Here is a 13798-nt window from a genome sequence, read left to right as displayed (position 1 = left end):
GACAAAAAAACTCACGTATCTGGCGTCTCATGTTTAATTTTTTGCACTATGTGCACCTTATGTCTTTATAAAACTTCTAGGTTTTTACCTAATATAAGCTAAAATGCGCTTATAAAGCATTTAAAACATAAAAAAACGCCAACTTAAAAAATGGATAGTGAATAACTAGCTACCCTAGGGTTTCTTTTGCCTTTTTTTCTGTTTAGTAAATTTCTTAACGTTTATAATTTAGATTAGTTGCGGTTTAAAAGCAACTGAATCGCGGTTATTAAACGTTTAGAATAAAAAAACGCCATACTTGAAAGTATAATGTAAGTAATTAGCCAACCACGGGGCTTCTTTTGCCTTTTTTTTGTTTGGTAAATTTTTTAACATTTATAGCTAAACGACAACCGTCATCCCGCTACTTGTTAGCGGGATCTAGAGATACCGCGAATGAATCGCGGTATGACGGTTCGTGGCGGTATGACGGTTCGCGGTGGCATGACGATAGGCTCGTCATCCCGCTACTTGTGAGCGGCTGAGATACCGTGGCGGTATGACGGTTCGCGGTGGCATGACGTAGAATTTTATACTCACCAACTCAGTATTTCAACCTGGATTGTATCTTATCGGTAAAAAAGAAGAGCTATTTTAGGAAGTTTTTATAGGACTAAAACCAAAGAAAACTTGCATATAAGTTTATCAAGATGTAAAATTAAAGTTATTTTAAAAGAATAGGTTAATTATGAATCTTGTAACAAAATCTGCTATCGATTTTACTGCTTCATCTGTTCTCTCTGACGGAGAAATTGTTGATGATTTCTGTCTGAGTAAGCGCATAAAAAATAAGTATGCTGTCCTTTTTTTCTATCCACTTGATTTTACTTTTGTTTGCCCAACTGAATTGATATCGCTCAATAATAGAATAAATGAGTTTGCAAAGCGTGGTGTTGAAGTGATAGGAATAAGTGTAGATTCAAAATTTTCACATTATAAATGGCGAAACACTCCAGTTAATGATGGTGGTATTGGAGAGATTAGCTACACTTTAGTGTCTGATATCAAAAAGTCTATATCAAGAGACTATGGGGTCTTATATGATGACTCAATTGCGCTGAGAGCAACTTTCGTTATTGATGATAAATTTATTGTACGTCATCAATCGATAAATGATTTGCCTTTAGGGCGTAATATCGATGAATTCGTTAGAATCGTTGATGCAATTAAACATAATGAAGAGCATGGTGAGGTGTGTCCAGCAGGGTGGAAAAAAGGTAAGCCAGCAATGCAGGCAAGCGATGAAGGAGTAGCTGATTATCTAAACTCATACAGTGAAGAATTATAAATTTAGTACAAAAGTTCTTATTATTGGATCTGGGGCAGCGGGTTATGCTGCTGCTATATATGCAGCACGTGCAAACTTAGAGCCAATTGTAGTAACGGGAATGCAGCCTGGTGGTCAGCTTACAATTACTACAGATGTTGAAAACTATCCTGGTTTTGTTTCAATACAGGGTCCAGAACTAATGGAGCAAATGAGGTTGCATGCAGAAAAGGTTGGAGCAAAAATAATAGATGATGAGATAAAAAGCGTTGAACAACTTGAGGATTCTAATGAGTATAGGTTTAGATCTTCTGGTAATACTAATGACTACTACTCAGATGCAATTATAATTGCATCTGGTGCGCAAGCGAAGTGGCTTGGTCTCAAGAGTGAAAAGGAATTTCAAGGTTACGGAGTTTCAGCTTGTGCAACTTGTGATGGTGCATTTTTTAGGAATAAAGTTGTAGCTGTGATTGGTGGTGGAAACACTGCTGTTGAAGAAGCAATATTTTTAACTCGATTTGCCAAAGAAGTGATATTAATACACAGGCGTGATAAATTAAGAGCGGAAAAAGTAATGCAAGATAGGCTCTTTAAAAATGATAAAATAAAAGTAATGTGGAACCATACCGTAGAGCAGATTCTTGGAGAAGAAAATCCAAAAAGGGTTGCTGGTATTGCGATTAAATCAGCAGAAACCCAAGAATTAAAAGTGGATGGAGTGTTCATTGCAATCGGGCATGCACCAAATACGGGTATTTTTAAAGGCTTTGTTGAAATGGATGAGCAGGGTTACATCATTACAAAACCTGGAACAACTTTAACTAGTAGGGCAGGAGTGTTTGCTGCAGGTGATGTTCAAGATAAGGTATATCGTCAAGCAGTAGTTGCAGCAGGAACAGGATGCATGGCTGCGCTTGATGCAGAAAAGTTTTTGGAGTCGTAGTTAATTCTAGGATTTTAGATAAATTGCTTGCAATTTTCCTTGTATCTTGAAAAAAGCATCTAGTGTTTTTAAGCTTAAGCATTAGGTGGAGAAGGGAAGAACTCTGGAAGATTCCTTAGATATAAAATCTGTAGAAAAGAAAAGAGTTCCCTTCTCAAAAGTAGAGGCTGGACGGTATCGTAGAAAGGCCTAAATGGTTCTAATTCTGTATTCACAAGGTAAGCCTTACTTTTCATTTTTAATAGTAGTATATGGAGTTATATATGATCAACAACTTTTTAGGTATAGATGTTTCAAAAGAACGCTTTGATGTTTCTCTCTCATTCATAAGTAAAAAAGGAAAGCGTGAAACTAGGAAAAGGAAATTTAAAAATGATGATACTGGGTTTCAAGGTCTACTGAACTTTCTACAAAAACATAACGTAGAAGAAGTAAAAGCTTGCATGGAATCCACTGGTTGTTATAGCGAAGCTTTGGCTGAGTTCCTCCACAACGCTGGATATTTCGTTAGTGTTGTAAACCCAGCTTGCATAAGATTTTATGCAAAAAGTAAGCTTACACGACAAAAGAATGACCAGACTGATGCAGAGATTATTGCAGATTATTGTCAAAGACAGGAACCTTCTCGTTGGACACCACCTTCTCCTGAAAAGAAAAAATTAAAACATCTTTATCGTTGCTCAAATGCGTTAAAGGATGAGTTAACATTAGCAAATAATCATTTAGAAAAGAAAGAGAGACTGCCTAAAGAAGTTGCAAATGCTTGGGAAGACCTTGCAATGAACATAGAGCAAAAAATAGAAACAATAAAAAACTCCATACGCGAACTATTAAAACAACACAAAGAATTGTTGGAAGATTTTCAACTCCTATTAACTATTCCAGGAATAGGAGAGGAAACAGCAATAGCTATTTTAGCTGAAATTCCTGGTATAAAAGCCTTTATAAATGCTAGGCAATTGGCAGCATATGCTGGAACTATACCACAAAATATAACATCAGGCTCATCCGTACATGCCAAGCCCAGATTAAGTAAAACCGGTTCACGAACATTACGTAAAGCAATGTACTTTCCTGCTATAGCAGCTAAAAAGCATAATCCTATCATTATGGCTTCTTGCGAAAGATTAAAAGAGAAAGGCAAGCATGCTATGGCCATAGTTGGTGCTGCAATGCGTAAGTTACTTCATATAGTTTTTGGTGTTTTAAGTTCAAAAAAGGCCTTTGATCCAGATCATATCAAGAACTATAGGGCTAAAAGGTTAACTGAAGGTTTAGTACTTTAAAATCAAAAAATGCTTCTAATTCATCTTATGTAAAATGGCATCTTACACAAATTTATTGAATGTTGTTGGTTAGTGGATATGTTGATAAGTAAATTTCTGCTGTTTTATATGTAACTAATTTACTTATCAACATATCCACTAACTATAATCTGTATACTGCTACACAGTTGGAAGTATTTTTTGATTTTATTATGCAATTTGGAGAATTTTTATGACTTTTTTGTTGACTAACAAGACGGTATCTTTTCTCTCTGTAATTCATTTAATTCTTTAGACAATTGGTTCGCCGTTTCAGCCAATGTATTGTTTTCCTTTTTTGTTTCCATTAACTGTTCTGCCAACTGCTTTTTATGATCATCGTTTAAACCTTCCACTATTTTCTTCAGGTCATTCTCCAAATTTGCATTCTTTTCCTTTAGTACAGTTAAATTAGCTTCACTTTGCTTCAATTTTCTCTGTAATTCTTTATTTGCCTCATTTGTTTCACCTTCCTTATCTTTCAACTGATCATTTAAGTTCTTTATTACATCATTTTTATCCTGTAGTTCTTCCTCTTGTTCCTTTATTCTTTGACCTCTTTCAAATATCGCTCGCTGTTGTTCATTGACTTTATCTCTCAAGGAGTCACGTTCTAATCTTAGATCCTCAAGCTGCTTTGCCTGCGCTGCAAAATGTTGAGCAAATGTTTCTTTTCCTTCCTTTAATTCCTCAATTTCGTTTATAATTTCATCTACTTCATCTTTTAATCCTTCTTGCTCATACTCTTCTTCATCACCAGACATATCATCCTCAAATATTTCATCTTCATCACTAAATTCACTGCTGGTGGATATAGAACTTCTACGTGAAGAAGGTGTGCTAGGAGAGGAATACCCACTGCTGCTTGGTGTAGGTGACTGTGGTGATATATGTAGATCTTTTGTAAATATTTCCTCTGCTGGTACTTGCTGATCGTCTACACTCTTGGATATGCCAGTAAAAGCTTGATACAGAGTTTTTCCGTTGATAAAAACTTCTTTATTTTGTCCAACTAACTTTAATACTTCTTCTGAACTCGTTATTCCTCCAAATTTTGGCTCACCAATAACACTCTGTATACCACCAGAATCCAATTTTACGGTCATGCTACAGTCTATGCTGTTACCTTCAGAATCCTTAGCCTGCCAATTAATGGTCATTTCACATGAGCTTGAACCAGTAAAATCATAGTGCCTTTCGCTGCCTTTTTTGGTTGCAGTTATTTGACTATCTTTCCCTAAAGATATGTTATAAACCTTACCTTCACTGCTAGCTCTTAAAATATTGCTAATTTCTATTGGTTTTTCTTCATTTTCAAATCTAATTTTGAAGTCATCATCTTTTGTTGAATACGCTAAGAAATTTTGATTTGGTAAAGATGCTTCAAATTCTCTATGTGTTTCATTTATTGATTGCTCAAATTTTTGGAACTCCTTTTCCCACTTTAAATTTATCTGTCCTGTAATGTCCTCATCTTTGCGTAAAGGGCCAATAAAATACCAGATTAAATTTTTTTCCTCCAATTGTTTTATAGTCTCTTGAAAGCTGCTACAAGATTCAATCACATCTAAAATATCCTTTTTCTGCTGTTCATCTACATCTAAACTTTGACTTTCAGCTATAAATACATTTTCGTTTTCCTGTGGCATAATTTTACATTTTAAAAAATATACTATAATATTAACAGATTTCTTTAAAAAGTCAACTAATTGTTGGATAAATAAACTTGAGCATTTGGCCAAAATGTTATATAGTAGTCACTTCAAGAAGTACAGTATGGACAATACCATTATAAGAAAATACGATATTAGAGGTATAATAGGCAAAGACTTGCAGATTAATGATGGGTACGAGATAGGTAGAAAGTTTGGCCAAACCGTAGCTAGTGTTTGTGTCGGCTACGATAGCAGAATAGATTCACCAGGTATAGAAAGAGAATTAATTAGGGGCTTAACTTTATCCGGTGCAAATGTTATACGCGTTGGACTATGCTCTTCACCTATGCTTTACGCTGCAACACAAATCACACAGGCGGATCTTGGTATCATAATAACTGCCTCTCATAACCCCAGCGAATATAATGGCTTTAAATTTTTTAGTAATAAAAAAGTCTTCTCAGATCAAGAAATGAAGGAAATTATAAGCAGTCCAATTAAAAACAGCACAAGAATTGGAAGCTTAATTAACATAAATATATATAGTGAGTACATTAGCATATTGAAAAGTGCAGTGAAGAATAATACTACACAGAAATTAAAAATAGCCTGGGATTGTGGAAATAGTCCAGCAAGTGGAATTATAAGGTATATTGAAAAGATCTTGCCTGGTCATACGCACATCGTAACCAATAACTCTATAGATGGGGCATTTCCACTGCATGATCCAGATCCCATAGAGGAAAAAAATCTTGCTCAATTAATTGACATTGTGAAGGAATATGGATGTGATCTTGGCATTGCGCTAGATGGCGATAGCGATAGGGTGCGCTTAATTGATAATAAAGGCAACGTTGTTTCCAATGACCATTTATTTATAATTTTTGCACGTGAAGTGTTGGAGGAATATCCAGAAAGCAAAGTTATTGCTAACGTAAAAATGAGTATGAAAGTGCATGATTTTGTTAGCAAGTTAGGAGGGCAAGTTATCACCTGTGCTACTGGACATTCACTAGTTAAGAAGAAGATGGTAGAGGAAGAGGCAAAGTTTGCTGGTGAATTAAGCGGGCACTTCTTCTTTTCTGAGCTAAGTTTTGATGATGGGCTATATTCTGCTGTTAAAGCAGTTGACATTTTGCTTAAGAAAAACCAAAGCCTATCTCAGGTGATTGAGGATTTACCGAAGTTATATATCACTCATGAAGTGAAGATTGTAGTGAAAGATGAGAAAAAGTTTCAAATAATTGAGTCAATAAAGAAAACACTGGAGCAGCAAAATATTGTATTTTCAGATCTTGATGGTGTTAAGGTAACCGATAATAAAGGTTGGTGGCTTCTTAGGGTATCAAATACGCAAAACTGCATTACAGCAAGATGCGAAGGAGAGACTTTAGAGGGTTTTGAACTTACTAAAAAGGTTTTGTTCCATTACATTGATGAAGCAAGGTCTTTAAATTGTAGCTACTCACAGAAATAAATTTGATTTATAAAATTGACATGAAAGTATAAAGATAAATAGGCTAAATGTACGTATCCGTTCAGGAGAGTGGTTTAAGAAACAATAGATAGGAGATTTTGGAAAGGATTGAGGCCCCTTTGTTTCCAAGTTAAGTATAATGAAATTATCCGCTCAAGGAATGTATTTCCCCGCTTTGATTGTGTAAAATATGAGTTTTTGCGATAAACGACATAATGCCGAATTTGCCGTTCAGCGTGGTTATTTGTCAGCGGAATATTTTCTGGGTCATCTAAAAATTTCCACATCATTCTTTCAGATCTCAGAACATTTTTTGCAACTCGAGAGGCTCCAATTGCTTCAGGTAAACGAGATATCTCCTTCAAGTAATACTTTGTACGTTTTCTTAATTTTCTGGCACGTCTGACAAACCTCAAAACATCTATCTCACTTTTTAGTAAAGCTTTTTTTAGTGCAAATAATTCAGTGGCCACGTTTCTCAAGTAACAACCCAGAACTTTAACTTCAATATTCCAACTATGTGCTAATCTTTCAAAATCTCTTGATAAATGTGCCCAACAGATTTGCCTGTTTTTATCGGCAAAATAATTGTATGCTGCATACCTGTCAGTTATTACCAAGCTATTGCGATTGCAGAATTTACTATTTTGTAAAACTTTCATTCCTCTTGACTCTGTAAATTTTACAAAACTTGCCGTATTGCTTGCAAACATCCAACACCAAGCGAGTTTACCTTTGTTATAATGGCTCGTTTCATCAATATGTAGAACTTTACTCCTACTTATCTCTTGTTCGATCTGCTCATACATTTTTTTGCATTTTGAAGCAACTCTATGTTCACTATTTGATATGCTACCGACGCTTATGTTCAAATTGAAGATATCATTTACGACACTCGCTATTTCGCGTTTTGAATTTTTGTAGAATCCGCTGAACGCTGCAATTATTGACTTAACCCTTGGACCAAATGTATCTGGCGTAACACCTTCCGGTAACTTGCTACTTCTTCTCTTTCCGCATCTCCGACAACGGCCATGTTCTAACTGATATTCCACTACATAAGGCTTGATTTCTGGAAGATCAACTTTCTGATGAATATATGGTTTTTCACATATTGCAATTTCTCCTCCGCATTCGCAAGTATTAGGCAACTCTATCTTTACTGCTCTGTCAAAGATCCATGGCGCGAAAACTTCCAATAACCAGCCATAATATTCCTTTCAGCTTATGCTTGGCTATCAACTCAGAACTTGTAATGATGTTTTGAGGCTTTCGCCAATCTTTCTCTTAACTCAGCATTTTCTATCTTTAAAGCCTTATTTTCTGCTTTTAAACTTTCATTCTCTTTTTCCAATCTTTCTATTTTTGCTTCTAACCTTTCTATTTTTAATGTAGGGGTTCTGGTTATATAAGTGATATTTTAATATCGACCTTTCCTGGGACAATTGTTAAAAATCATAATATTCTTTTAAAGCTGAACCAAAAAGTAATTGCCGTTTTCAGAAACTTTTCATTTTTACAGATGGCTTGAAAAGATTATCATTAATAGGTAGGCCAAACTCCTCCAAAGAAAAAAGTTTTTAATTTTTTCAGAAAAAGTCATAAGAAACCCGGTATATATATAGTAGAGGGTTTTCTATCAAAGACACCATTATGAATTATATAGCAGAAAGAAAACATTAGTTTTTTTAATTTATTTTAAATATATCAACAGAATAAAAACTAAGTGGTTGACATGGTGAGTAAAATGTAGTAGAATTATAATAGAGTATTTTTCCTTAAAAGAAAGAAGATACTAAAACCTCACTTTTCACCTGAACTGACTTCCTTTACTTGTTAATATATTTTTCAAGCTTTGCCAAGAGAACCCCCACCGTAGTTTTTACTTACATAATGAAAGAGTAAGACCCCAATCAAAACAGCCTTACTCAAAAACCTTTCAAACGCTTAATCTTAAAAGGAGTTTCAACTTATGGTACAAGATTTTTTAACTGATGTCAAACAAAAAAATACTTTAAATGATGAATATTATGATTTTAATAATACTGTAGAACCATTAGAGCAATTTGATGTAGAAGAAATAAAAAGACAACTATTATTAAACATAAGATCATGCCTTTCTTATTTATTCCCAAGGGGAACTTTTCATGGAGATGAATTCCGAATAGGTGATGTGCATGGTAACAAAGGACAAAGCCTCAGAGTAGCATTAACTGGTGGAAAAGCCGGACTCTGGCAGGATTTTGCAACTGGGCAGAAAGGTGATGTTCTTGATATTTGGGCAGGTGCACAGGGAAAAGATACAAAGAGAGACTTTTGTGAAGTGATGGCCTCTATAAGTGAATGTCTTGGATATAACAAGAAATGCGCAAAGGCTGACGAAGACTTCGAGAAATTTATTACCCACAGTTGGAATTATTATGATGAAAATGGTCAGGTCATTGTAAAAATTTATCGTTCTGATCCTCCTAAAGGAAAAAAGCAATATAAGCCTTTTGATGTTAAACAATCTCGGTATGGTGCGCCAAAAGTAAGACCTCTCTATAACATACCAAGTATTTTAAAGTCTGATAAAGTTGTTCTGGTTGAAGGGGAAAAATGTGCAGAAGCGCTGATAGAACAAGGTATCACAGCAACAACAGCAATGTCTGGAGCAAACGCACCAATTGATAAAACAGACTGGTCACCACTTAAAGGTAAGCATATTATCATTTGGCCAGATAATGATGAAGCAGGTAATAAATACGCAAAAAATGCTGAAAAAAAGCTTTTAGAGATCGGAGTTGCATCACTTGCTGTGCTTGAAATTCCTCGAGGTAAGCCTGAGAAATGGGATGCTGCTGATTGTGTAGAGGAAGGTATAGATGTCAAAGAGTTTTTAGCTTCAACTCCGTTGCTTACTATTGATACTCCAGCTACTGATACTTCAAATATGAAAAGTTTAGAAAGATCCACAAAACAGCCACTTAACATTTTAGATTGGAGTGCAGAGCGCTTTGTAGGTCCGGTACCAGAGCAAAAGTTTCTTGTTGAAGGTCTATTTCCTTTAGGTGTTACTTCAATAATAGCAGCAATGGGAGATACAGGCAAAGGTATGCTTCTTCTTGACCTAGCGCTTAAGGTTGCAAGTGATAAGGATCAGATGTGTGGCTTTGGTTCACTTGTTACTGAACATGGATCAGTAGTGATTTTTTCAGCAGAAGATGATGCAAGTGAGATACACCGCCGCTTAGAACGACTCGACCCTAAGTGTGAAAGGTTGAAACATAAAGATAAATTATTTATTGTACCACTGCCAAACGTCAGAGGATCACTTACAATACTCAGAAATGTTCGTGGTAAAATCGTCGAAGTTTCTCCTGAATTCGAATCCGTAATGAAACAGCTCGAGGAAATTAAAGATCTGAAATTGATAGTATTTGATCCACTTGCTTCATTTATCCATGCAGATATAAATGCTGATCCTGCTGTAGGGGATTATCTAATGTGCTTATTATCTGATTTAGCATGTAGTACTGGAGCTTCGATAATTACTGCTCATCACATGAGAAAGCCAAAAGGAGAAAAACCAATATTAACTGCTGAACAAGCACGCGATGCAATTAGAGGTACCTCTGCTCTTGTTAATGGTGTTAGATGCTCATACGCTTTTTGGCCAATAGAAAATACAGCTAGGCTAGAAATCTTTAAGGCAGTAGGAGAAACACCAAGACAGAATGCTTTGTTTCATGGGGCAGTTGTGAAGGCCAATGGTTTAGCTGATCGCACTGTAAGAACTTACCTAAGAAATCAGGAAACAGGGCTACTAGAAGATATAACAATACAACTAACAGTTAAAAATGCTAGTGAAAAAGACCTTAAAATATGTCTTACTGATGCAATTACACGATCTGCTGTTGCAGGACACCCATTTACTCACACAGGAAGCACAGGAGTATATAAACAACGGCATAGGCTACCTGAGATTTTCCACAGTATGGGAAGAGATCGACTAGAGCGTATAGTTCAGGAACTTTTACAAGCAAAGCAGTTAGTTAAAGGAATGTCTACAGGTGCAAAAGAGGATAAGTGGCTTGACATTCCAACTGGACCATTTGCTTGTGGTATAGGAAAGTTCACTCTTGGAGCTGAAGATTTTAGCTATAGGCAAAATTTAATGTTAGGATAAGTCTTTCTTTATGGGTGGCTCTTTAAATATTTTAGAGTTGCCCTATTTTCTCTATTCAATCTACCATCTACTCAATCTAACTTCGGAGCCACAACCCTATTATAAGTTATGATTTCAATTAAAAAGGGATAAGACATCAAATGGTTGAATTATATTCCTGATTCCTTGGTTACTAAATAAGTAATGAGAAACTAGGAAGCTAAAGATCGCTTGAATCCTAACCTTTTGCCCTCTATTCCTAAAAGTGTTCCTAGTTATTATGTGTCTGAAGTCAGCCAGTATAGCGGATTCTGCGTTCCTAAAACCCTTATATATTATATATATATAATAGTAATAAATAATAATAGATAATATAAAATAATAGTAAAATACAAATAAAGTACAATAACTTAAACAGCAAAAAGAAAGAAGTCCAGAAAGGCTGCCACAAAATATTATTAAGATATTTACATTTAATGAAAAATACAATTAGTGCGTTTTTAAAAGGCTCTTACTCTCATCTTTTTTTTATGCTGATAAAACTCAAATAAACGTTGGTCTGCTAATGCGGTTTTAAAACGATTCTACGACTTCAGGGTACAATTATACCACCAAGACCTAAGTTGCTCATGTAAGGTAGCTTAAAAATCGATTATGAGGCATTTCTAAATTATTTTTTATCTCAAATTTTTATTTATTACAAAAAACCCTAAAGCTAGTCTATCATGTTTTTTTGTTGGTTGCAAAGAAAATTTTTCAAAAAAGATTGAACAACTTGTGGTGAGTATAAGGGGTTAATGGAGACTATATGAGAATACAACAACTTTTATTGCAAACCTCTGAGCAATTGATTGCAAAACTCTCAGTGATGAAACAATCTTTATCAGCAAATTGTAGATGAAGCTAAAGGAAAAAAGTTTGAAGTTACTGCCATAGAAGAAGAGACAGAAGCTCGTAAAATTTGATTGCTGCTTAAAATGGAGACAAAGAGCAAAGTTTATTTACGTCTCCAACAGAAAAGCTTCTTTTGTAGTAGTCAAAAAAAGCAGAGATATAGGGCTTTCTGAAGGGAGGGGGTCTGGTAGAGACTCATGACCTTGAAACCAGCGATTTGGTCTCATAACCATAGTCTCCCCAAAAGAACCGTGCTTGCGGATTTCCCGCACACGGCTCCACAATACAGCGTTCACACTAGTGCTCCTGTGTATAAAGAAACATATACCTTTGGTTTTGGTAATGGATTTACTTTTAAATAGTGTATAAATTGTTCCCAATCCATACTTTTCTTTTGACTACGTCGGTTTATCCACTTAAATGCTAACTTTGTTACCGGTCGATAGAATTGAATCAAACACCGATAATTTCCGCTAACTCCGAAGTAGCTATAGTGTCCTGTTAGTTTGGCTTTAAGTTTCTGCCACCAATCTTTGAGACAGATACGACTTCGTACCATCTTCAACCATTCTTTGATTTCTTTAATCTTTCTGGCTAGGCTTATTTTTGAAGTTTTCTGCTTCATCATAAGTTTACCATTACGACTTTTTCCACAATAATGTGTAAATCCTAGAAAGTTGAAGCTAGCCGTCCTACGTTTCTCTCTTTCTGCTTGATACCATTCTTTCTTACCAAACTTTACTATTTTTGTTTTATTTTCAGCTATTTCCAACCCAAATTTACTTAGTCTTTGTTTCAGTAATTCTAGAAATTCTTTTGCGTCTTCTTCCCTCTCGCAGCCAACTACAAAATCGTCGCAAAACCTTATTAGCTGTAAATATCCTCTGGCTTTTGGCTTAAATTTCTTTTCAAACCATAAGTCCAGCACATAGTGTAAGTATATATTAGCTAATACAGGGCTTACTATACCACCTTGTGGTGTGCCTTGATCGGTTGCTTTATAACATCCAACTTCGACTATTCCTGCCTTTAGAAATCGTTTTATTAACCACAATAAATTTGGGTCAGCTATTCGTTCCCTTAGACAATTCATTAGCCATTTATGTTGAACATTATCAAAGAACTTCTTGATATCCACTTCTACAATATAGTTAATTGGTTTGTGCATAACTGCTTTATCTAGAGCGTTTATCGCCTGATGACAATTTCTTCCTGGTCGAAATCCATACGAGCTGTCCATAAAGTTTGCTTCATAAATATTTTCTAATATCTTCTTTAGCATTACCTGTACCAACTTATCTTCCGTTGATGGTATTCCGAGACCGCGCTTCTCTTTGCTCCCGGCTTTGGGTATGTATACCCTTTTCACTGGTAGCGGTTGATATTGTTTTCTCTTCATACTATCCACTAGTGTTTTAAGTTTCTCTTCTAGATTTTCTCCATAAGCTTCCACTGTCACACGATCTATACCACAAGCCTTGTTGCGTTTTAGTTCCTTATAACACTCTGCAAGATTCTCTTCATTAATCAAATGAACTAATGATGTAAATTTTACTCGCTTATCTTGCTTAGCCCTTACTGCTATCTGGTTTAGTTTTCCTTGCATACTCCTCCAATCTCTGTTGTATTGGTATAGCAATCCCTATACCAGTCACTATATTGCTAACCGCTTCCCCTTGTATGTGGCTTTCCCACACTCCGAGTACTATCAGTTAGTCCGACTTCCTTTGCATCTTCCTCCAGTCCTCGCCTTTATTGACTTGTTCCAGAGTACCCTTACAGGAATACAAAGGATCTCCCAAGTTCACGTAAGGTCCATCTCAACACATGACGCGGCCTTCGATCCCGATGAGGTGAGTAATATCTTGCCTTAGCGTTATTACCCATGTTGCCTTCCACCAAATGTAAAGTGTCAGCCCCCATGACGCGTGAATTACGGGACTCAATACCTTCACTTTCGTTGCACCCTATGTTGTCCATTCCATTAGCTTTACTACGCTCGTTACCTTACGCAGCATAATGGTTTGTTCCAGGTTGCCGGCTAAGCTTTACCCGTGTTGGATTTTCAC

7 protein-coding genes and 1 pseudogene are annotated in these 13798 nt (G+C 35.8%); 5 read left to right on the top strand and 3 right to left on the bottom strand.

Translation table 11 applies throughout. The features are described from left to right. The first annotated feature begins 727 nt into the window (after nt 1–727). From EA652_RS03005 to EA652_RS02995, 3 genes are all read left to right on the top strand, one after another. Nucleotides 728–1327, top strand: coding sequence for a peroxiredoxin (locus EA652_RS03005; protein ID WP_012673206.1), 600 nt, complete (start codon nt 728–730; stop codon nt 1325–1327). After that, the gene (trxB, locus tag EA652_RS03000; RefSeq protein ID WP_012673205.1) at nt 1314–2252 is read left to right on the top strand and encodes a thioredoxin-disulfide reductase; all 939 of its coding nucleotides are present in this window, start codon (nt 1314–1316) and stop codon (nt 2250–2252) included. The genes EA652_RS03005 and trxB overlap by 14 nt, the downstream gene beginning before the upstream one ends. A gap of 263 nt (nt 2253–2515) precedes the next feature. Further along, the gene (locus EA652_RS02995) at nt 2516–3538 is read left to right on the top strand and encodes an IS110-like element ISWen2 family transposase (protein ID WP_007548332.1); all 1023 of its coding nucleotides are present in this window, start codon (nt 2516–2518) and stop codon (nt 3536–3538) included. Between the two features lie 227 nt (nt 3539–3765). On the opposite strand, the gene EA652_RS02990 is transcribed toward EA652_RS02995, so the two are convergent. Then, nucleotides 3766–5205 (bottom strand): hypothetical protein, encoded by a 1440-nt coding sequence (locus tag EA652_RS02990; protein WP_041582644.1) that lies wholly within the window; start codon nt 5203–5205, stop codon nt 3766–3768. A gap of 127 nt (nt 5206–5332) precedes the next feature. Here EA652_RS02990 and EA652_RS02985 point away from each other — a divergent pair, with 127 nt between their 5' ends. Continuing rightward, entirely contained in the window at nt 5333–6688 is a 1356-nt protein-coding gene (locus tag EA652_RS02985; RefSeq protein ID WP_241516699.1) for a phosphomannomutase/phosphoglucomutase, read from the top strand. 74 nt (nt 6689–6762) lie between these two features. On the opposite strand, the pseudogene tnpC reads toward EA652_RS02985, so the two are convergent. Next, nucleotides 6763–8105 (bottom strand): annotated as a pseudogene (gene tnpC / locus EA652_RS02980) (IS66 family transposase). Nucleotides 8106–8660: 555 nt separating this feature from the next. Between tnpC and EA652_RS02975 the strand changes: the two are divergent. Then, the gene (locus tag EA652_RS02975) at nt 8661–10856 is read left to right on the top strand and encodes an AAA family ATPase (protein WP_006280189.1); all 2196 of its coding nucleotides are present in this window, start codon (nt 8661–8663) and stop codon (nt 10854–10856) included. 1165 nt (nt 10857–12021) lie between these two features. On the opposite strand, the gene ltrA is transcribed toward EA652_RS02975, so the two are convergent. Next, nucleotides 12022–13335, bottom strand: coding sequence for a group II intron reverse transcriptase/maturase (ltrA, locus tag EA652_RS02965; RefSeq protein WP_006280268.1), 1314 nt, complete (start codon nt 13333–13335; stop codon nt 12022–12024). Between the last annotated feature and the right edge of the window lie 463 nt (nt 13336–13798).

The sequence above is a fragment of the Wolbachia endosymbiont of Drosophila ananassae genome (genome assembly GCF_008033215.1).
In the GTDB taxonomy this organism is placed as follows: Bacteria; Pseudomonadota; Alphaproteobacteria; order Rickettsiales; family Anaplasmataceae; genus Wolbachia; species Wolbachia pipientis.
Note: the sequence above shows the minus strand (reverse complement) of the source record. Positions and strands in the feature narration are given on the sequence as shown.

Coding starts and splice junctions, on each gene's coding strand:
- EA652_RS03005 (WP_012673206.1), top strand. CDS start 728: ATGAATCTTGTAACAAAATCTGCTATCGATTTTACTGCTTCATCTGTT.
- EA652_RS02995 (WP_007548332.1), top strand. CDS start 2,516: ATGATCAACAACTTTTTAGGTATAGATGTTTCAAAAGAACGCTTTGAT.
- EA652_RS02990 (WP_041582644.1), bottom strand. CDS start 5,205: ATGCCACAGGAAAACGAAAATGTATTTATAGCTGAAAGTCAAAGTTTA.
- EA652_RS02985 (WP_241516699.1), top strand. CDS start 5,333: ATGGACAATACCATTATAAGAAAATACGATATTAGAGGTATAATAGGC.
- EA652_RS02975 (WP_006280189.1), top strand. CDS start 8,661: ATGGTACAAGATTTTTTAACTGATGTCAAACAAAAAAATACTTTAAAT.
- ltrA (WP_006280268.1), bottom strand. CDS start 13,335: ATGCAAGGAAAACTAAACCAGATAGCAGTAAGGGCTAAGCAAGATAAG.